A 19,076-nucleotide genomic window follows, 5' to 3' on the forward strand; every position below is an offset into this window, starting at 1 on the left:
GCCGGGCCGGGCACCGTGGCAGCAGCCGCAGCTGCGGTCAGGGGCACCGGAGTGCCCAGGGCGGGGGTGATCGGGGTGCCCATCGCCGGGGTGAGGGGCGTACCCATCGCCGGGGTCTGCGCCGGGACGGCGGTACCGACCGGCGGGGTCGGCCAGACCTGCGGATCGAGGAAGGTGGCGCTCTCGAAGCTCTCGGCCGGCGGCTGCTGCTGCGAGGGCGGCGGGAGGTACGCCTGCGGCACGGGCCGCGCCCCGGCTCCGCCGAGCCGAACGGTCGCCTCCGGGTTCGGCTGCGCGGGGTTCAGCCGTACGGTGCCCTCCGGGTCCGGCTGCTTGGCCGGGCCGAGCCGGACGGTGCCCTCCGGGTCCGCCGCGGGCACGGGCGCCGGGCCGAGGCGGAAGGTCGCCTCCGGGTCGGGCTTCGGCGCGTTCAGGCGCACGGTCTCGTCCGCCCGGGGCGGCTTGGCGCCGAAGCGGACGGTGGCGTCCTCGTCCGGCTGCTGCGGGGTGCTCATGTCTCGTTTCCTCAGGTCAGGATGACGCAAGTGCTCGTGTTGACGGGACCGGATGCGCTGCCCTGGCCCGATTCGGCCGCCGGACTCGAACTCACCCGTGCAGTCCAGGAGCCGGAGGTGCTCGGAGCCGACACCGTGGTGCTGAAGCTTGTCTTGCCCTTCGGGAGGGTGAGCTGAACGGTGGAGACCGGCAGCCGGCTCACGCCCGAATACCAGGCGACGGTCACCGTGCCGCTCGCCGCACCGTCCGTCGCGGCCGTGACCCTGGCGACCACCTCGTAGTTCCGGCTGCCGCAGGTGGTGCTGACGCTCAGCCGCATGACCCGCAGGGTCGGCGGCGGCGGGGCGCTGGTCGTGGGCGTGGTCGTGGGCGTGGTCGGCGGGGCGCTGGTCGGCGGGGCCGTGGTCGGCTTCTTGGTCGGGGAGGTGCTCGGCGAGGCGAACGGCGAGGTGGTCGGGGAGGCGCTCGGCGACGCCGACGGGGAGGCCGAGGCCGACGGGGACGCGGACGCCGAGGGCGAACCGGACGGCGGGGCGGACGACGACGGCACCGCCACGGGGCCGTCGGAACCGAAGGTCGTGGTGGCCTTCGGGGCGGCGACCTCGGTGGTCGTGGTGGAGTCGGAGGAGCCGGCGGCCGCGACCCCGGCGAGGGTGCCGCCGAGCAGGACGAGTCCGGTGGCGGCGCTCAGCAGCTTGGCCCGCGGACCGAACCGCCGGACGGCGGCGACGCCGCCCGGGGGCTGCGACAGGGTGGTGGTGGCGACCGAGGTGTTGCCGGCGGCGTGCCCGTGCGGGTGCGGCAGCAGCAGCGGCAGCAGGGCGACCAGGCCGGCCAGCTGCCGCGGCCGCGCTCCTCCCACTCCGGCCCGTACGCACCGGCGGCGACCGCCTCCAGGTCGGCGACCAGCTCGGCGGCACCCTCCGGCCGGTCCTGCGGGGTCTTGGCCAGGCCGGAACGGATCAGCGGGCGCAGCGCCTCGGGGGCCTGCTCGTCGGGGATGTCCGCCTCGGTGTGCTGGACGGCCAGCTCCATCAGCGTGGTGCCGGCGTACGGCTTGGCGCCGGTCAGGCACTCGAAGAAGGTCGCGGTGGCGGCGTACACGTCGCCGCGCGGGGAGGCGGCCTCGCCGGCCCACTGCTCGGGCGCCATGTAGGCGGGGGTGCCGGCGATGTCGCCCTTGGCCCCGCTCTGCACCGCGATGCCGAAGTCGACCAGCTTGGAGACGCCCTCGGTGGTGACGATGACGTTGCCGGGCTTGTAGTCGCGGTGCACCACGCCGGCCCGGTGGGCGTCGGCGAGGCCGAGCAGCGAGCCCTTGAGCACGGTCAGCGCCGCCTCGGGGCCGGTGGCGCCCTCGGCCTGCAGCAGGTCGCGCAGCGAGATGCCGTCGACCAGCTCCATGACGATGGCGGCGCCCCGCGGGCCCTCCACGTACTCGTACAGACGGGTGACGTGCGGGGAGTCGAGGCCGGCGAGCAGCCCGGCCTCGGTACGGAAGTTCTCGTGGTCGGCGTGCTCGCCGTTGAGGTACTTGACCGCGACGGGCGTGCCGGTCGCATCATGGCTGGCCAGCACGACGCGCCCGGCCGCTCCCGCACCGAGCTCGCGCTCGTGGGTGTAGCCGGGCAGCTCCCAGCGCGCGTCCTGCCCAATCGCAGCGTCCTGGGGGGCCTGGCCCTCGGGGCCGCCCTTGCCTCTGTCCTCGTCCACCATTCCCTGCCACCAGGCCATCGACTCGTCCTGCGCGTGCGCGGTCTGGTACGAGGTGATGCCCTCCTCGGGGTCGCGCGAGCGCACGTCCTCCTCGTCCCGCTCGGTCTTGTCGTTCATCCGCTGGTACATGTCGGACATGGCCGGCTCCCTGTGCTCGGGCGGTCGGGGCCCGCGGCGCAGGACGGCGGAGCCGCCGCGGCGGGCGGGCCGGCCGCGTTCCTGACTCCAGCGTGCTCCTGCCGGGGCCCGGGGGCCACACCTCGCCCGGCCTGCGGCGGGGCGGGCCCGGCGGGTCAGCCGAGCTCGTCCAGCAGGGCGGGGTTGACGATCCCGACGATGGTCCGGACGTCGGCCGGGGCGGCGGCCGGCCACAGCACCCGGCGGGCGGCCCGGTACCGGTCGGCGAGCCTGCGGCGGTCCGCCTCGTCGAGCCGGGCGGCGCGCTCGGCCACCGAGTTGTGCGCATTGTCGGCGATCTTCACCAGGGTCGCGGAGTGGTCGGTGGCGATCTGCTCCAGCATCGCGCTGTAGGCGACCCCGGAGACCCGGGTGACCCGCCGCACGGTCGCCACCACGCCGAACGGCACCCCGGCACGCAGCAGGTCGTCGGCGGTCAGCGGGGTGTCCTCCAGGACGTCGTGCAGCAGCGCCGCCATCTGCAGGCCGGTGCCGAACGGCGCCAGCCCGGCGGCGACGGCGCGCACGTGCTCGACGTACGGTGCACCGATCTTGTCCACCTGCCCGGCATGGGCCTCGGCGGCGAGGGCGTCGACGTCGGCAAGGGTCAGCTCGGGCACGGCGTTCTCCCCGGTGGGTGCGGTGTTCGCGTGATGGTCCGTCAGTTCCGGCGCAATATAGTCGGCCCGGTGGGAGGAAGGAGCAGCAGGGTGCGGGTGACACCGATCTCCCGGGAACGGCTGGCCGGCCTGGTCGCCGACCGGATCGAGGACGCGGCGCGGGACGCCCCGTGGGTGCGGGTCGCCCTCGACGGCGCGGCCGCCGCCCGGCCCGGCGCCCTCGCGGACGCGCTCGTCGAACCGCTGCGGCTGCGCGGCCGCCCGGTCCTCCGGGTGTCCGCCGCCGACTTCCTGCGGCCCGCCTCCCTGCGACTGGAGTACGGCCGGCACGACGCCGACGCCTTCCACGACCTGTGGCTCGACGACGGCGCGCTGCTGCGCGAGGTCCTCGCGCCGCTGGACCCGGGCGGGAGCGGACGGGTGCTGCCCTCGCTCTGGGACGCGGCCGCCGACCGGGCCACCCGGGCACCGTACACCGAGCTGCCGTCCGGCGGAGTGCTGCTGGTGGACGGTGCACTGCTGCTCGGCCGCTGGCTGCCCTTCGAACTGACGGTGCACCTGGCCATGGGCCCCGCCGCCCTCGCCCGGCACACCCCCGAGGACGAACGCTGGACCCTGCCCGCCTTCGCCCGCTACGAGGAGGAGACCCGCCCCCGCGACCTCGCCGACCTCTCGATCAAGGTCGACGACCCCCGCCACCCGGCCCTGGTGGAGCCCTAGAAGCAGCCGGGGCACCCCCGGGCGGCCCAATGGCCGGGGTTTCGGCCCGGTCGGTAATCCCTTTGCCGTGGGGGCGGCCGGGCCGGGATGCTCGGCGGATGTCCGTCGACGGCTTCCCCCTGTACCCGAAGATCCCCGAGCGGGCCGCGCTGAGCGGCTCCGCCGTCCGCCGCTGGACGGCCACCGAGAAGGTGCACGGCGCCCACCTGGCCCTGGTCTGCGAGGACGGCGCCGTACGGGCGGCGAAGCGCCGCGAGGTGCTGGACGGCGACGCCCTCGACCGGTTCTTCGGCCTGTCCCGGATCTGGCCCGCCCTGGCGGTGGCCGCCCGCCGCGCCGCCGACGCCCTGCGCGACGCGTACGGCACACCCGGCCGCGTGGTGCTCTACGGGGAACTCTTCGGCGGCCGCTACCCGCACCCGCAGGTCCCGGCCGAGGACGGCGTCCCGGCCGTGCAGACCGGCGTCTGGTACGCGCCCGGCCTGCACTGGCTGGCCTTCGACGCGGTGCTGGAGGCCGGCGGCGAGCCGCTCTGGGTCGGCGACGCACCGCTGCGCCGCGCAGCCGCGTCCGCCGGGCTGCCCTGTGCACCGCTGCTGGCGGAGGGGCCGCTGGTTCGGCTCCAGGAGCTGCCGGCCCTGTTCCCCAGCCGGATGCCCGCCCTGTTCGGCCTGCCGCCGCTGGAGGGCAACCTCGCCGAGGGGTACGTGCTGAAGCCCGCCGAGGACCTGCCGACGGCGGTCGGCCGGCCCGTGCTGAAGGTCAAGCAGGCCGGGTTCGCCGAGGATGCCCGGTACGCCGGCGCCCGCCCGTACGCCGTCCCGCTCGAGGGGGCCGCGGGCGTGCCCGGCTGGCTCGTCGAACAGGCGGCCGCCCTGCTCGCCCCCGCCCGGGCGGCCTCCGCCGTCGGCAAGCTCGGGCCGGCTGCCGGCCCCGAAGAGATCGCCGCGGAGATCGCGCGGGACGTCGTCGAGGACCTCGCCGACGGCCTCGGCGGCCTCCCCGGCAGCGACACGGCCGGACTGACCGCCGTCCTGCACCGCGCCGCCCTGGAGCTGGCCCGCTTCGACACCCGCGACCGCACCGGCCGCTGACGGCCGCGTCCCGTCAGGCCGGGCTCGGCCCGTGCTGGCAGCGGGGGCACCAGAAGGCCGGGCGGTCCTGGGCGTACTGGGCCGTCCGCACCGGTGTCCCGCAGCGGGCGCAGGGACGGCGGGCCCGCCCGTACACCCAGGTGCGGCGGTCGGCCCGGTCCTCGCGGGTGGTGATCCGCTCCACCCGCAGTTTGTTGGCCTCCAGCAGCTGCTGCGCCTTGGCGACCATCCGGTCGAGCACGGCGACCTCGCCGACCGGCGTCCACGGCGTGACGGCGGCCATGAAGCAGAGCTCGTTGGCGTACACATTGCCGATGCCGGCCAGGTTGCGCTGGTCGAGCAGGGCCTCCCCGACGGGGCGTCCGGGCTCGGCGGTGAGGCGGCGCAGCGCCTCGGCGGCGTCCCAGTCGGGGCCGAGCAGGTCGGGGCCGAGGTGGCCGACGGCCCGGTCCTCGTCGGCGGTGCGCAGGAGTTCGACGACCGGAAGGCGGTAGCCGACGGCGGTGCGTTCGGCGGTGCCGAGGACGGCGCGGATCTGGTGCGCGGGGCCGCCGTGCCACTTCTCGCCGGCCCGGAAGACCGCCCAGCGGCCGTCCATCCGCAGGTGGGTGTGGAGGGTGAGGCCGCCGTCGAACCGGGTCAGCAGGTGCTTGCCGCGCGGCACGACCTCCAGCACCAGGCGGTCCGTCAGGTCGGCGGTGGCGTGGGCGGGCACGCGCAGGTCGGCCGCGGTCAGCCGGTGGCCCGCCAGGGCCTCCCGGAGCTGCGCGGCCGTACGGTAGACGGTGTCGCCCTCGGGCACTCCCCCATCATGCCGCCCTGCCGTGGCGCCGGGGTGGCAGGATGCCCTCCGGGGAGGGATCGCGGTGATCAGCCAGGGCGTGAAGAGCACGGAGCAGTGTGGGGCCTGCGGCGGCGTCCTGGTCCGCGACAGCGGCCAGTTCGTCCACGGCGGGCGGCTGTGGTGGGGCAGCGAGGGGCGCTGCAGGGCCTGCGGGCACGGCTGGTGCGAGGAGGACACCGGCGGTCCGACTCCGGAGCCGCTGCGCCGGGCCCTGCTGGCGAAGCACGGTGCGGCCCGGGTACGGACGGCGGTTCCCCTCACCGGCCGGGTCGGCCTGCTGCGCGCCCTGCGCGAGCACCGTGGGCTCTCGCTCGCCGAGGCGCGGAGCGCCGCGGACGAACTGGCGTCGAACGGCCTCACCGGCACCCTGGTCGAGACGGAGCTGCTGGCCGCGGCGCTCCGGCGGCACGGGGTCGAGGCGGTGGTCGAGCCCGCGGAGCCCGTGCCCGGTGCTTCGTCCGGCGGTTCGTCCGGTCAGGATTCGGCGGGGCGGTAGACGGTCAGGCCGCGCGGGACCTTCTCCAGCAGCAGGTGTTCCGGGGCGTCGACGACCTCGCCGTCGACGGCGGCGTGGTCGATGCCGCGCAGGTCGGTGAGGTCCAGGGCGTGCAGCCGGGCCTCGCGGTAGACCGGGGAGCGTCCGAGGGTGCCGAGCAGGAAGGCCGCCACCAGCCGGGTGCGGGCGAACGGGTGGCTGCCGTCGACCGCCCGGACGTCGAGCAGGCCGTCGTCGAGCCGGGCCCGCCGGGTCGGGGCGAAGCCGGGCGGATCGTACACGCTGTTGCCCGCGAAGAGCAGCCACAGGTTGCGCGGGACCCCGGCGACGGACACCCGGACGGGCTCGGCCGCGGAAAGCACCTGGACCAGCGCGACGGCCAGCGCCGGCCACTTGCCGAGCCGCTTCTCGTACCGCTCGCGGGTGCGGACGAGGTCGGGGTAGACGCCGATGCTGAAGGTGTTGAGGAAGTGCTGGTCGGGGCCGCCGGGGCCGCAGGCCCGTCCGAGGTCGACGGAGACGGCGTTGCCGGCCTCCACCGCGTCGGCGGTGTCGGCGGCCGCGACGACGCCGACGTCCACGGCGAAGTGGTTGAGGGTGCCGCCGGGGAAGACGGCGAGCGGCAGGCCACGGCGGTGCGCGACGGCGGCCGCGAGGTTGACCGAGCCGTCGCCGCCGCAGATGCCGAGTGCTCCGCCGGTGTCCGCGGCGCGGTCGGCGGCCTGCTCGACCAGGGCGGGGAGGTCGCCGTCGGGGCCCCGCTCGACGATCTCCGCCTCCGGGAGCAGCCGGCGCAGTTCGGCGACGGCCGGCTCGGGGCCGTCCGGGCCGGAGTCGGCGTTGACGACCACGACCAGGCCGTTGCCGCGCGGCAGGGCGGGCGCGCCGACCCGCGGCCGGGCCGCCCGGGCGGGCTGCTCGGCCGCACGCGGCCACCAGCGGGTGGTGAGCAGGGCCGCGCCGGCGCCGAGGGCGGCCCCGGCCAGCACGTCGCCCGGGTAGTGCACGCCGACGTACACCCGGGAGGCCATCACGCCGAACGCCACCGGCGCCGCGCAGACCGCGAGCGCCGGCGACTCCAGCGCCAGGCCCACGGTGAACGCGGCCGCGGAGGCGGAGTGCCCGGACGGGAAGGAGGTGGTCACCGGCTGCACGGCGAGCCGCCGGACGAGCGGGACGTCGTCCAGCAGCGGCCGCGGCCGCCGGGTGGCGTACTTCGCCGGGACATTGGCCAGCAGCGAGGCCAGTGCCAGCGCGCCGGTGCCGCGCAGCGCGGCCCGCCGGGCGGTCCGGTTGCCGGTGGCCGCGAGCGCGGCCGCCACGCCGAACCAGAGCACGCCGTGGTTGGCCGCGGCGCTGAGCCGCGGCAGCACGGGGTGCGCCCCGCGCAGCCTGCTCACGGCGACGCGGGCGAAGAGTCGGCGGTCGAGACGGTGCAGCGCCCTCATGGGGCCAGCCTAGGGTCTGCTGCCCCGGCCGCGCCTGCACCGCGGACCCGGCGCGGCCGCAGACGGAACCCGGGTTGCACATTGGGCGATCCCGCCACGGGCGTGCGGGGGTCCGCGGCGGCACCGCTGCCGCCCTGATCCCGCGTGAGGCATGACCGGGCCGCGGGACCGGCCCGTCGGCGACTCGCCGGCGGGCCGGGCGGATCAGGTGCGCCGGGTGGATCGGCCGTGCCGGGACGGGGTCACATCACCATGCAGGAGTACGCCACCGCGGGATCGGGGGCGCCGCCGTTGGCGACGAAGCCGAAGCTGGTCGAGGCGCCGACCGCCAAGGAGCCGTTCCAGCTCGCGTTGTCGACGGTCGCCGCGGTGCCGGTGCCGGTACCGGTGCCGTTCCAGACGCTGGCCAGGCTCTGGCCGTTCGGCAGGGTGAAGTGGACCATCCAGCCGAGGATCGGCGTGGTGCCGGTGTTCTTCACCGTCACTTCGCCCTGGTAGCCGCCGGACCAGCTGCCGACCGTCCGGTACGTCGCCGAGCAGGCCGCGCAGGCCGGCGGCGGGTCGGTGGGGCCGCTGCCGTCGCCGACACCGGTCACCTGGCCGGTGCCGCCGTCGAAGACGACGTCGGAGCAGGAGTAGAAGGTCTCGGCGCTGTCCGAGCGCTGCCAGACGGTGTAGATGATGTGCCGTCCGGACTTGCCCGCGGGCAGCGTGCCGTTCCAGGTGTACTTGCCCTCGATGGTGCCGACCGTACCGGTGAGCGCCGGGTTGGTGGCCGACTGGAAGGGCGTGCTCTCCAGGGCGTCCCAGGTCAGCGGCTCGGCGGGGTCGAAGCCGTCCTTGGTGACGTACTGGTGGAAGGTGCCCGGGTGGGCCGCCCAGGCGTTGTAGGTGAAGGTGAACGCGGCGCCGCTGGTGAGGTGGGTCAGCGGCCAGTCGGTGCGGGCCGGGTCGAAGCCGGTGAAGTTGGTGTTGCCGCCGCTGCACAGCTGCCCGTCCGGCACGAAGCCGCGGGTGCGCCCGGCGCCGTCCGAGCGGAGCACCGAGTACCAGTTGTAGAAGGGCGTGGTGCCGCCGATCCCGGCCGCGGCCGCGCAGGCCGCGTTCCTGGGCTTGATCTCGCCGGTGGACGTGATGGCGTCCTGGTAGCAGAGGAAGGTGCGGCTGCCGGGCGTCATCGGCGCCCCGTGCGCCTCGGCCCGGGGGCCGCCGAGCACCACCAGCACCAGCGCGGGCAGCGCGGCGAGGAGGGTGAGCAGGCTGAGCACGTGTAACCGTCGGCGGATGTCTGCCATGTGCGGTGTCCCTTTCGACAGGTGGGGGCGGGGCCCGCGGGGCAGGCCCCGGCGAAGGGATGGGAGCGCTCCCACTCGGAACGTAGCGCGGACCGCGGCAGCTGTAAACGTATTCGGTCACGGCTATGACAAATCCCCGGCCGGGACGGTCCGCGCGGGCAGGGCCGCTCAGACCCGGGCCGCAGCCGCCGGCAGGGCGATCTCGAAGCAGCAGCCCCCGGAGACGTTCCGGACGGTCGCCCGGCCGGCGTGCGCCTCGACGATGCCGCGGACGATCGCCAGACCCAGCCCCGCGCCGGAGTCCCCGTGGTGCGGCCCTGCCCCGTCGGCCGCGGTGCGCGGCGTCCGGGCCGCGCCGCCGCGCCAGCCGGTCTCGAAGACCCGTGGCAGATCGGCCTCCGGGATGCCGCCGCAGCCGTCCGTCACCGACACCAGCACCTCGCCCTCCTCCCGCCGGGCGGCGACCGCCACCACCCCGTCGGCGGGGGTGCAGCGGATCGCGTTGACCAGCAGGTTGCCGAGCACCCGGGTGATCTCCCGGCCGTCCACCTCGACGGGCTCCGCCTCCACCGGGCCGCCCTCCAGCCGCACTCCCCGCTCACGGGCCAGCGGGGAGGCGCCGGCGACGGCATCGCCCACCAGGTCGTACACCGACACCCGGGACGGCGAGAGCGCCAGCGCGCCCGCCTGGATGCGGGACAGCTCGAACAGGTCGTCCACCATGCCGGTCAGCCGGTCCACCTCGGTGCGCATCCGCGTCAGGTAGCGGGGCGGGTCGTCCGCAACGCCGTCCTCGAGCGCCTCGGCCATCGCCCGCAGGCCCGCCAGCGGGGTCCGCAGGTCGTGCGAGATCCAGGCGATCAGCTCCCGGCGGGAGTGCTCCAGCGCCTGCTCGCGCCGCCGGGACTCCGCCAGCCTGGCGCTGGTCGCCGCCAACTCCTCGCTCAACTGCGCCAGTTCACTGCCGAGCGGCTGGGCCGGTGCGGCAAATCCGGCGTCGCTGCCTACCGTACGGGCGGCCGCGGCCAGCGCCCGGCTGCCGGCCACCACCTGGCGGCCCAGCAGCGCCGCGGTCACCAGCGAGACCACGGCCGCCATCAGGGTCACCGTGACCACCACACCGAGGTCGTGCTCGGACAGGAACATCGCCTGCGCCACCGACACGGTGCCGGCGGTCATCGCCAGCACCGTCACCACGGCCACGCACAGCAGCGAGAGGGCGACCGACCGGCGGCGCAGCAGCCGGACGGCGGGCCAGCCGAGCAGGCCGGCCGCGCCCGCACCGAGCGCGGCGAAGGCGGCGATCAACAGCAGGTCCCTCATGGCGGATCAGCTCCCCACCGGGTCGAAGCGGTAGCCGACGCCCCAGACGGTGCTGATCAGGCGCGGCGCGGCCGGGTCGTCCTCGATCTTCTCACGCAGCCGGCGGACGTGGACGGTGACCGTGGACAGGTCGCCGAACTCCCAGCCCCACACCCGCTGCATCAGCTCCTCCCGTCCGAACGCCTGGCCGGGGTGCCGGAGGAAGAACGCCAGCAGGTCGAACTCCCTCAGAGTGAGCGCTAGTTCGGTGCCCGAACGGCGCGCCCGGCGGGCCTGCGGGTCCAGTTCGAGGTCTCCGCTCACGAGAACACCGGGCGCCGGCGTGCCGGACACCGGGGCGGCCGACCCGGCGCGGCGCAGCACCGACCGGACGCGCAGCACCAGCTCCCGCGGGCTGAACGGCTTGGTGACGTAGTCGTCCGCGCCGAGCTCCAGGCCCAGGATGCGGTCGGCCTCGTCGCCCTTGGCGGTCAGCATCACCACCGGCAGCCGGGCGCCGTGCTCGGTCGCCCGCAGCCGCCGGCAGACCTCCAGGCCGTCGATCCCGGGCAGCATCAGGTCGAGCACCACCAGGTCGGGGCCGGTTGCGGCGGCGGCCAGCGCCTGGTGCCCGTCGGCGGCCCGGTCGACCTGGTAGCCGGCCCGCCGGAGGTAGCCGGTGACCACCTCCGCGACGGTCGGGTCGTCGTCGACCACCAGAATGCGGCCGGTGTGCGGGGGGCGGCTCACGCCGTCGGGCAGGTTCACACCTCCGAGGATAGGAACCCCGACACCCCGGCACGGGCGCCCCGGCCGGCCGTACGACTTCCGTAAGGTGCCCGGCGGGTGCGTCACGGCCGTACGTCGGCCGCCCACCTGGCGGGTGTCAGGCGTCCGCCGGGTGTGCGGCGTCCAGGCGGGCGGCGAGGTCGAGGAGGCCGGGGAGGCGGAGCACCCGGCCGCCGGAGCCGGGGAGCAGGACGTGCAGGGGCGCCGTCCAGCGTTCGGGGATCGCCTCCAGGCCGTACACCGCACCGGCCAGTGCACCGGTCACGGCGGCCACGGTGTCGGTGTCGCCGCCGAGGTCGACGGCGGCCCGCAGCGCCTCCTCGAAGCCGTCGGTGGTGCGCAGCGCCCAGACCGCGGAGCCGAGGCAGGGCCAGACGGCGCCGTTGAACTCGGTTGCCTCGTCGGGATGCCAGTCGGGGGCGAGGACGACGGCGTACCGGCCGCGGTTCTCCGGGTCGACGGCGGCGAGGACGTCCGGGACGGCCGCCAGCGGGTCCCCGCCGTCCAGGGCCACCCGGACGAGGTCGTGCAGGACGGCGGTACCCTCCCAGGCGGCCCGGTCGCCGTGGGTGAGGGCGGCGATCCGGCGGGCGGCGTCCATCGTGCCCTGCTGTCCGGCACGGGCGAACCGGACGGCGGAGCCGGCGACCCGCATCAGTGAACCGTTGCCCGCCGCACGGAGGCTGGTCTGGAAGTGGATCGCCGCGGCGAGGTCCCAGGGCAGACCGGAGGTCAGGACGTCCTCGGTCTGCAGGCCGATGTCCTTGGGCTCGGAGGCCGCCCAGTGCCGGAAGCGGGCGAAGATGTCCGGCAGGTCCAACCCGCCGCGCTCCAGCAGGGATTCGGCGACGAGGACCGCCATCTGGGTGTCGTCGGTGGCCTCGCCCGCCTCCCAGCCGCCCCCGCCGCACATCTCGCCGCCGGCACCGGGGGCCGGGAAGCGTGCCGAGAACGCCCCGGCCGGCCCGAACTCGAAGGGCGCGCCCAGCGCGTCCCCGACGGCCGAGCCGACCACGGCGCCCGCGGCCCGGCTGCTGCGTCTCACTCCCCGTTCAGCCAGTCGCCGGGGAGGGCCTTGCGCAGGTCAGCGAGCGCCTCGGGCGTGAGGGCGCGGGCGTACAGGAAGTCACCGCCGTCCACGCGGAGCAGCACGTCGTCGCCGGCGAACCAGCGGCTGCCGGGCTGCTCGCTGCCGACCGGGTAGTCGGGGAAGGGGAGTTGGACGTACTGCTCCTCGACCAGGTGGAGGGTCTCGTCCCCGAGCGGCTCCAGGTGGTCGCTGCGGCCCTCGGGGGCGTGCAGGGACTCGGAGAGGACCAGTTCGACCAGGGCCACGGAAAGCCGGTCCAGCCAGGGCTTCCAGGTGCCGCCGGTCTCGATCAGCACCGCCGGGTCGGGCCGGTGCAGGTCGTCGAGCAGGACGCCCCAGGCTGCGGCTCCCTGGTTCTCGGCGCGGAACACCAGCACCTTGCCGTCCTCGTCGATGCGGAGGTCGGCCGGCCCGAGGAGCACGTCGTGGTTGGCGGTGAGGTCGGGGCGGCGTCCGAACAGCCCGTACGCCTCGCGGAGCGCCGCCGGCAGCCGGACCCCGAGCCGCTCCTCGGCCGCGGCCAGGTCGGCCTCCGCCCAGCCGTCGTCCTCCCCGAGCGGAGCGACCCAGTGCTCCGCGAAGTCCTGCACGAACCACCAGGCCGCGGCACGGTCCTCGAGACCGGCAGCGACACCTTCGACGAGATCGAACCCCTGTGTCATACCCCGGACCCTACCGGCCGTGTCCGACCACCCGGCATACACCCGGAAACCCGTGCGACAACACGTCAGCCGGACTGGCAGTCTGGGCCCATGGACGAGGAGTGGGTGACGGTCCTCACCGTCGAGAACGTGTCCGGCATGCCGCGCCCGGGGTTCGCCCTCGCCGTTTGACTGCGTGACCGCGGCATCGACTGGCGTCCGTTCGCCGGGGAGCAGATCCGCTGCGACCTGGCCTGCGGCCGCGACCCCGCTCAGGGCGGGCGGTGGCGCGGCTTCGTCACCGTGAGGGTGCGGGCCGACGCCCTCCGCCGCATCGGCCTCCACCCCGATCAGCCCACCGCCCACGCCCTGCTGCCGCTCGCCCCCGACTGGTGGGGCCCTGGACGGGCAGCCGGAAGGCTGCCGTCCGACGCGAGGCGGTCGCCGAGGCCCGCCGCCTGTGGAACGGCTGATGCCGCACACCCTGCTCGGCGCGTGCCTCAGTCGCCCACCGGGCGCCAGCGCCGCCCTTCCCGGACGGCGACGGCGAATCCCCAGAGGGCGAGGCAGGCCGCGACCACGGCCACCGCGGCGGCACACGGCAGCAGAGCCCGGTCCAGCGGGCCGGTAGCCCCGCCGCGGCCTGTCGGCAGGGCCATCCAGACACCGGTGAACTCGCCCGCCAGCCCGGCGGCGGCGATCGGCAGGAAGACGCCGAGGGCAGCGGTGCCGGCGTGCACCGTACGGCTGCCGGTCAGCACCCCGAGCGTCCCCAACGCCCGCCCGGTCCGGACGAATTCGGCCAGCCCGGCGGTGCCGCTCGCGAAGGCGACGACCAGGACTCCGGCGAGGCCGAACAGCACGATCCAGCGTCCGTGGTCCGCGTTCACGCGGGCGGCCGCCAGCCAGTCCCCGCCGATGGCATCGACGGACGCGCCGCCCGGGAGCACCTGGAACGCGGCCTGCTTGAACGCCGGGACGGAGAGGTCGCGTCCGTCGGTGGAGACCAGCACGAGCCGGCTGCTGGTGCCCGGCCCGGCGGAGCCGGCGGCAGAGCCGCGCCGCGCGGTCGGCCGGGCCCCGCCCTCGCCGTACCAGGCCACCAGTTCGGCGACCCGGGGATCTGTGGGGTGCCTGCCGACCGGGGCCTCCGTCCCCGGCGGAGGGCAGTCCAGGCGCAGCGTACGGAGGGCCGGGCAGTCGCCCTGGAGCCAGAACTCGTGCTGCTCCGGCCTTCCCACCAGCGCCACCGCCGCGACCCGGCCGCCGCCCCGGCGGACGATCTCGGCGAGCTGCTCGGCGGTGATCCCGGACGCCCCGGCCACGACCAGCGCGCTGTCGCCGAGCCGGTCCCTGGTCGCCTGCGCGGCCCGCGCGGCCTCGCCGAACTGCCCGTACCAGACGACGGCCTGGACCAGCAGGCAGACGGCCACCACCACACCGGAGACCAGTCGGGCGACGGCCGCGGGGTGGGCGGCGGCGCGGCTGCCCGCGACGACCAGTGCCGGCCGGCCGAACCGCCTCCCCAGCCGGGCGAGGCCCCTCCCCCAGGCTCCCGCCGCGACAGCCACGGCGGCCGGCAGGGTGAGCAGGACACCGGCCACGCCGGCCCAGTTGACCAGCAGGTACGGCGAGGTGCCCAGGGTGAGGAGGTCGGGGCCGCGGACGGCGACCAGCAGCATCACCGGGCACAGCACGGCCCTGCGCCCCGGGTCGGCCGGCAGCGCCAGCGGCCGCACCCTGCGGGCCCCGGCCCGGCCGCCTGCCGGACGGCCCCCGGCAGTGAGGACGGCCGCGCCCGGGACGAGGACCGCTGCGGCGGCGACCGCGGCCGCCAACCCGACCCGGTCGGCACGCAGATCGGCCGCGGGCAGCCGGAAGCCCACCAGCGGGACGGTGGTGTCCGCGGCCGCGGCGGCGGACACCACCGCGGCCGCGAGCACAGCACCCGCCAGCACGGCCGGTGCGGCCTCGCCCAGCGCGATCAGGGCCCGGTCGCCCCGGCCGCCGCCGAGCACCTCGACCAGCGCTGCCCGGTCGTCGCGACCCCGGGCGCCGATCCGGACCGCCAGCAGGACGAGCACGGCGGCGGGCAGGAGCAGCAGGCCGCAGACCATCGCGGTGAACATCCACTCCGGTGCGGCGCGCTGCCCGTCCCCCGCGGCCGAGGCGAAGCGGTCGCCGAACCCACCTGCGGCAAGGGCGTGTTCGCGGTCGATCCGGTCCGCGGCGGGGCGGACGTAGGCGAGCTTCTCACCGGGGCCGGCGAGCCCGGACGGGCCGACCGTGCCTGCCCACTTCCCGTAGCGGGTGGTGATCCCCTCGGTGCGGCCGGCCGCCAGCAGGCCCGGCGACAGGAACACCTCGCCGGGGCCCGGCCAGCGCGACAGGCCCGGGGGGACGGGGGCATCGGCCCGCAGCGGGACGACCTGGAACAGGGTGATCTGCCGTCCCGCGACCGAGTCCGAGGCTGGTTGCCACAGGAAGGCCGCGGACTCGGGCGCGGCGGCCGGGAGTGGGGACCGTGCCACTTCGCGCGCGGCCCCTCCCTCGTACACGGCGTGCATCGCGACCAGTGCGGCCAGGGCCAGCGACAGCACCAGCGTTGCCGTGCAGACGGCGGCGAAGCGGATGCGGCCCGCCTCTGCCGCAAGGCCGGCCCGGAGGCCGATGCGCAGCAGGCGGACACGGCGTCCGGATCTCCTCACGCGGCGCCGCCGCTCGTCACCGCGGGCCGGAGCACGCCGTCGGCCAGGTGCAGGACGCGGTCCGCGCGCTCGGCGAGCGCGAGGTCGTGGGTGACCAGGAGGAGGCCGCAGGCGCGCTGCCGGGGCACGGCGAGGAGTCGTTCGGCCACCTGGGAGCTCGCCGCCGCGTCGAGGGAGCCGGTGGGTTCGTCCGCGAGCAGCAGCGCGGGCGAGTTGACCAGGGCCCTTGCCACGGCGGCACGTTGGCGCTCACCTCCGGAGAGCCGGGCGGTCGGGCCGTCGGCCGGCACGCCCAGCTCCGCCAGGAGCGCCTCGGCCGCCGCGTAGGCCGCGGCCCTGCCGGTGCCGGACAGCAGGGCCGCCAGCGCGACGTTGTCGGCCGGGGTCAACTCGGGCAGCAGTTCGCCGAACTGGAAGACCATGCCGATGTGCGCGGCGCGGTGGCGGGCGAGTCTCCGCCTGCCGAGTGCCCCGATGTCCTCGCCGGCGACCCGCACCGTTCCGGAGTCCCCGCGTGCCAGGCCGAGGATGCAGGCCAGCAGCGTGCTCTTGCCCGATCCGCTGGGCCCGGTGACCACCACCGACTCACCGGGCCGCACGGCCAGGTCAAGACCACCGAACAGCACCCGGTCACCCGCGCGGCAGTGCAGCCCGCGGATGTCGAGCACGGGTTGCCCGGCCCCGGCGGCACGATCGCTCTCTGCTGTGTCCATACGCCCTCGTCGCTGAAGTAGGCGGGCAGGCCCTACCGGTAGGCCCATCCGGTGCAGGAGTCCGGGAAGAAGTCGATGGCCACGCACGCCTGGATCTTCGTCACGTAGTGCGAGGTGTCCATGGAGCTGTAGACGGTGCTGCCGCTGCCCGAGCCGTTCCGCAGTTCGGCGGAACCCTTGCCGTAGCGGGCGTAGTTGGCGTACACCTCGTGGCTGTCGGCGGCGGTGTCGGCGACTGCGACCTGGCCGTTGCTGCCGTGGCTCCAGGCGTGGACGCCCGCGTAGTAGGAATCCAGGTCCGTCGCGAAGGCGGGGGCGCTGCCTATCAGCGCCGCGCCGCCGATCACCAGCGCGAGGATCTTCCGCTTCATTCGTCGTCCTCCGTTCCGAGCGGCGGCCGACCGGATACGGCGGACCGCCTGGGTGTCTCCACGAGCCCGGTCGGGTCGCGGGTGGCGCAGGGTACGGATGCGGCACGATCGGGCGTGTGCGAGCGATCGGCCCCGGGGATCATTGAACAGATGTGACGGAAAGTCAACTCTGCTCAACCCTGTGTGCACTGCGGCACAAATCCACCTTCGGGAGGTGAAGTTGACGAATAGTCAGCTCTCTGCGGGCAGTTCTGCCGACTCGGTGAGGAGGGGGGCCAGCAGGTCGCCGCGGTCCGCGATGCGGGCGAGGACGTCGTCGGGGGTGAAGGCGAGGTCGTCCGGGGAGGTGCAGTGCTCGATCTCGTCCCAGGTGAGCGGGGTGGAGACGCCGGGGACGGCGGTGGCGCGCAGGGTGTAGGGGGCGGCGGTGGTCTTGGCGGTGGTGTTCTGGGACCAGTCGACGAAGACCTTGCCGCGGCGCAGCGTCTTGGTCATCCTGCTGACCACGTGCCGGGGGTGTTCGGCGGCGAGGCTCTCGGCGAGGCTGCGGGCGTAACCGACGACGGCGGAGGCGTCGCTCGGGCGGAGGGCGGCGTACAGGTGCAGGCCCTTGCTGCCGGAGGTCTTGGCGTGGGCGGTGAGGCCGTCGGCGGCGAGCCGTTCGCGGATCAGCCGGGCGACCTGGCAGCAGAGGGTGATGTCGGCGCCGGGTCCCGGGTCGAGGTCGATGACCAGCCGGTCGTGGGCGGCGGGGCCGGTGTCGGCGCTCCACTGGGGGACGTGGAGTTCGAGGGCGTAGCCGTTGGCGAGGGCCATCAGGGTGGGGAGGTCGTCGACGGTGACGCGCTCCTTGGGCCCTTCGTGGCTGTCGACGACCATGGTGCGGACCCAGTCAGGCAGCCCGGGGGGCGGGTTCTTGGCGAAGAAGCCCTCCTCGCCGACGCCGGAGGGGAAGCGGAGCAGGGTGGCCGGCCGGCGGCGGATGTGCAGCAGCAGGTGCGGCGCGACCTGGGCGTAGTAGTACAGGGCCTCGCCCTTGGTCCAGCCCGTGGCCGGCCAGAGCACCTTGTCGAGGTGGGAGAGGACCAGGCGGCGGCCCTCGACTTCCGTGACCTGTCGCTCCGGCATACCGGGGTAAATTCCCATAAAAGAGACAGCTCATGCCGCAGGTCCCTGGAAAGGCGTCATCACGTCCGGGCTGGTCAGCGTGCCCGTCCGGCTGCACGCGGCGACCGATGGGCACAGCGGCCCGGCCCTGCACCAGGTGCATGTGCAGGACGGCCCCCGCGAAGAAGACCACTGCACGCAAGGCCCCGGCCGAGAAGACCACCGCGAAGAAGGCGGCTCCCCGCCGGGCGTCCTGAAAGCACCTGCCGCGGGGCCGGGGGCCCGGCCGCGTCGGGCAGGACGGACCCCCGGGGCACCGCAACCCCCGCGTGCAGGCACCCTAAGGTGCGCCGCGGGCAGCGAAACGGTTCTCCGTGCGGGGCTCGCGCGGCGTGCTTGCGATGCCTCAGCCGGGGACGCCGGCGAGGCCGGTGTCGAGGCCGTCGAGGGCGTGCGAGCAGACGCAGTCGCGGGCCGCCGGGAGGTCGGCGAGCGCCTTGAAGAGCACGGTCCGCAGCCGGTCGACGTTGCGGGCGAAGACCTCCAGCACCTCGGCGTGGGTGACGCCCTCGCCGGTCTCCACTCCCGCGTCGAGGTCGGTGACCAGGGCCAGCGAGGTGTAGCAGACGCCGAGTTCGCGGGCGAGGACGGCCTCCGGGTGCCCGGTCATGCCGACCACCGACCAGCCGTTCGCGGTGAACCAGCGGGACTCGGCGCGGGTGGAGAAGCGCGGGCCCTCGATGACCACCAGGGTGCCGCCGTCGACCGCCTCCCAGGCGCTGGCGCCGGCCGCCGCCAGCGCGACCCGGCGGCCGTCCGGGCAGTACGGGTCCGCCATGGAGACGTGCACGACCTCGGGCACGGAGCCGTCGGGCAGCGGCAGGCCGTCGTAGAAGGTCTGCGCCCGGCCCACGGTGCGGTCCACGAACTGGTCCGGCACCAGCAGCGTGCCCGGGCCGTACTCGGCGCGCAGGCCGCCGACCGCGCACGGGCCGAGCACCTGCCGTACCCCGAGGGAGTGCAGGGCCCACAGGTTCGCCCGGTAGTTGATGCGGTGCGGCGGCAGGCTGTGCCCGCGGCCGTGCCGCGGCAGGAAGGCGACGGTGCGGCCGGCCACCTCACCGAGGAAGACCGAGTCGCTGGGCGGCCCGTACGGCGTCTGGACGGCGATCTCGGTCACGTCGTCGAGCAGCGCGTACAGCCCGGACCCGCCGATCACGCCGATCTCGGCCCGGCCGGGGGCGCCGGCGGCGGGCAGGGTCGAGGGGGCGTCAGACATGGCCTCTCCTTCGGTGGTGACGGTCGGTCCCCGTGCCCGGCCCGCGAAGCGGGCCGATGCCCCCAACCCTACGAGCCCGGCGCCGGACGGTGGGCCGCACGGCCGACGCCGCGTCAGCACGGCGGGCGCCCGGCCGGGCGGCGGGTGCCC

At 75.7% G+C, this 19,076-nt stretch carries 17 protein-coding genes; 3 read left to right on the forward strand and 14 right to left on the reverse strand.

What is annotated here, in order from left to right; all coding sequences use genetic code 11:
- Positions 1 to 1,203 precede the first annotated feature (1,203 nt).
- Both ACQ614_RS05855 and ACQ614_RS05860 read right to left on the reverse strand, forming a co-directional pair.
- A complete protein-coding gene (locus ACQ614_RS05855) occupies positions 1,204 to 2,370 on the reverse strand; it encodes a serine/threonine-protein kinase (RefSeq protein WP_431677144.1) in 1,167 nt (388 codons plus the stop codon).
- Between the two features lie 155 nt (positions 2,371 to 2,525).
- On the reverse strand, positions 2,526 to 3,029 hold the full coding sequence (locus ACQ614_RS05860; protein WP_431677145.1) for an HD domain-containing protein: 504 nt from the start codon (positions 3,027 to 3,029) through the stop codon (positions 2,526 to 2,528).
- A gap of 90 nt (positions 3,030 to 3,119) precedes the next feature.
- On the opposite strand from ACQ614_RS05860, the gene ACQ614_RS05865 reads away from it, so the two are divergent.
- Together ACQ614_RS05865 and ACQ614_RS05870 are read left to right on the forward strand one after the other, a co-directional pair.
- Positions 3,120 to 3,749 (forward strand): uridine kinase, encoded by a 630-nt coding sequence (locus ACQ614_RS05865; RefSeq protein ID WP_431677147.1) that lies wholly within the window; start codon positions 3,120 to 3,122, stop codon positions 3,747 to 3,749.
- A 98-nt stretch (positions 3,750 to 3,847) separates the two neighbouring features.
- On the forward strand, positions 3,848 to 4,843 hold the full coding sequence (locus tag ACQ614_RS05870) for an RNA ligase family protein (RefSeq protein ID WP_431677149.1): 996 nt from the start codon (positions 3,848 to 3,850) through the stop codon (positions 4,841 to 4,843).
- Between the two features lie 13 nt (positions 4,844 to 4,856).
- On the opposite strand, the gene ACQ614_RS05875 is transcribed toward ACQ614_RS05870, so the two are convergent.
- Complete coding sequence (locus tag ACQ614_RS05875) at positions 4,857 to 5,645, reverse strand: Fpg/Nei family DNA glycosylase (RefSeq protein WP_431677150.1); 789 nt, start codon at positions 5,643 to 5,645, stop codon at positions 4,857 to 4,859.
- 64 nt (positions 5,646 to 5,709) lie between these two features.
- On the opposite strand from ACQ614_RS05875, the gene ACQ614_RS05880 reads away from it, so the two are divergent.
- Positions 5,710 to 6,183 carry a hypothetical protein gene (locus ACQ614_RS05880; RefSeq protein ID WP_431677152.1) on the forward strand — a complete coding sequence of 158 codons (474 nt, stop codon included), beginning with the start codon at positions 5,710 to 5,712 and terminating at the stop codon, positions 6,181 to 6,183.
- Here the strand turns inward: ACQ614_RS05880 and ACQ614_RS05885 are convergent.
- From ACQ614_RS05885 to ACQ614_RS05935, 11 genes are all read right to left on the reverse strand, one after another.
- A complete protein-coding gene (locus tag ACQ614_RS05885; protein ID WP_431677154.1) occupies positions 6,162 to 7,631 on the reverse strand; it encodes a bifunctional phosphatase PAP2/diacylglycerol kinase family protein in 1,470 nt (489 codons plus the stop codon). The genes ACQ614_RS05880 and ACQ614_RS05885 overlap by 22 nt on opposite strands.
- A 242-nt stretch (positions 7,632 to 7,873) precedes the next feature.
- A complete protein-coding gene (locus ACQ614_RS05890) occupies positions 7,874 to 8,926 on the reverse strand; it encodes a lytic polysaccharide monooxygenase auxiliary activity family 9 protein (RefSeq protein WP_431677155.1) in 1,053 nt (350 codons plus the stop codon).
- 168 nt (positions 8,927 to 9,094) lie between these two features.
- The gene (locus ACQ614_RS05895; protein WP_431677157.1) at positions 9,095 to 10,249 is read right to left on the reverse strand and encodes a sensor histidine kinase; all 1,155 of its coding nucleotides are present in this window, start codon (positions 10,247 to 10,249) and stop codon (positions 9,095 to 9,097) included.
- Between the two features lie 6 nt (positions 10,250 to 10,255).
- On the reverse strand, positions 10,256 to 10,951 hold the full coding sequence (locus tag ACQ614_RS05900; RefSeq protein WP_431683830.1) for a response regulator transcription factor: 696 nt from the start codon (positions 10,949 to 10,951) through the stop codon (positions 10,256 to 10,258).
- Positions 10,952 to 11,114: 163 nt separating this feature from the next.
- Complete coding sequence (locus ACQ614_RS05905) at positions 11,115 to 12,062, reverse strand: ADP-ribosylglycohydrolase family protein (RefSeq protein ID WP_431677159.1); 948 nt, start codon at positions 12,060 to 12,062, stop codon at positions 11,115 to 11,117.
- The gene (locus ACQ614_RS05910; RefSeq protein ID WP_431677160.1) at positions 12,059 to 12,769 is read right to left on the reverse strand and encodes an SMI1/KNR4 family protein; all 711 of its coding nucleotides are present in this window, start codon (positions 12,767 to 12,769) and stop codon (positions 12,059 to 12,061) included. Before ACQ614_RS05910 ends, ACQ614_RS05905 begins: the two co-directional genes overlap by 4 nt.
- 479 nt (positions 12,770 to 13,248) lie before the next feature.
- Entirely contained in the window at positions 13,249 to 15,456 is a 2,208-nt protein-coding gene (locus tag ACQ614_RS05915; protein WP_431677161.1) for an ABC transporter permease, read from the reverse strand.
- Positions 15,453 to 16,169 carry an ABC transporter ATP-binding protein gene (locus ACQ614_RS05920; RefSeq protein WP_431677163.1) on the reverse strand — a complete coding sequence of 239 codons (717 nt, stop codon included), beginning with the start codon at positions 16,167 to 16,169 and terminating at the stop codon, positions 15,453 to 15,455. The genes ACQ614_RS05915 and ACQ614_RS05920 overlap by 4 nt, the downstream gene beginning before the upstream one ends.
- Before the next feature lie 32 nt (positions 16,170 to 16,201).
- Positions 16,202 to 16,540, reverse strand: coding sequence for a hypothetical protein (locus tag ACQ614_RS05925; protein WP_431677165.1), 339 nt, complete (start codon positions 16,538 to 16,540; stop codon positions 16,202 to 16,204).
- Between the two features lie 231 nt (positions 16,541 to 16,771).
- Entirely contained in the window at positions 16,772 to 17,668 is an 897-nt protein-coding gene (gene ligD, locus ACQ614_RS05930) for a non-homologous end-joining DNA ligase (protein WP_431677167.1), read from the reverse strand.
- Positions 17,669 to 18,053: 385 nt separating this feature from the next.
- Positions 18,054 to 18,926, reverse strand: coding sequence for an S-methyl-5'-thioadenosine phosphorylase (locus ACQ614_RS05935; RefSeq protein WP_431677169.1), 873 nt, complete (start codon positions 18,924 to 18,926; stop codon positions 18,054 to 18,056).
- Between the last annotated feature and the right edge of the window lie 150 nt (positions 18,927 to 19,076).

It is taken from the genome of Kitasatospora dryopteridis (assembly GCF_050749075.1).
Taxonomy (GTDB): Bacteria; Actinomycetota; Actinomycetes; order Streptomycetales; family Streptomycetaceae; genus Kitasatospora.

Coding starts and splice junctions, on each gene's coding strand:
- ligD (WP_431677167.1), bottom strand. CDS start 17,668: ATGCCGGAGCGACAGGTCACGGAAGTCGAGGGCCGCCGCCTGGTCCTC.
- ACQ614_RS05885 (WP_431677154.1), bottom strand. CDS start 7,631: ATGAGGGCGCTGCACCGTCTCGACCGCCGACTCTTCGCCCGCGTCGCC.
- ACQ614_RS05935 (WP_431677169.1), bottom strand. CDS start 18,926: ATGTCTGACGCCCCCTCGACCCTGCCCGCCGCCGGCGCCCCCGGCCGG.
- ACQ614_RS05890 (WP_431677155.1), bottom strand. CDS start 8,926: ATGGCAGACATCCGCCGACGGTTACACGTGCTCAGCCTGCTCACCCTC.
- ACQ614_RS05895 (WP_431677157.1), bottom strand. CDS start 10,249: ATGAGGGACCTGCTGTTGATCGCCGCCTTCGCCGCGCTCGGTGCGGGC.
- ACQ614_RS05920 (WP_431677163.1), bottom strand. CDS start 16,169: ATGGACACAGCAGAGAGCGATCGTGCCGCCGGGGCCGGGCAACCCGTG.
- ACQ614_RS05870 (WP_431677149.1), top strand. CDS start 3,848: ATGTCCGTCGACGGCTTCCCCCTGTACCCGAAGATCCCCGAGCGGGCC.
- ACQ614_RS05910 (WP_431677160.1), bottom strand. CDS start 12,769: ATGACACAGGGGTTCGATCTCGTCGAAGGTGTCGCTGCCGGTCTCGAG.
- ACQ614_RS05855 (WP_431677144.1), bottom strand. CDS start 2,370: ATGTCCGACATGTACCAGCGGATGAACGACAAGACCGAGCGGGACGAG.
- ACQ614_RS05925 (WP_431677165.1), bottom strand. CDS start 16,540: ATGAAGCGGAAGATCCTCGCGCTGGTGATCGGCGGCGCGGCGCTGATA.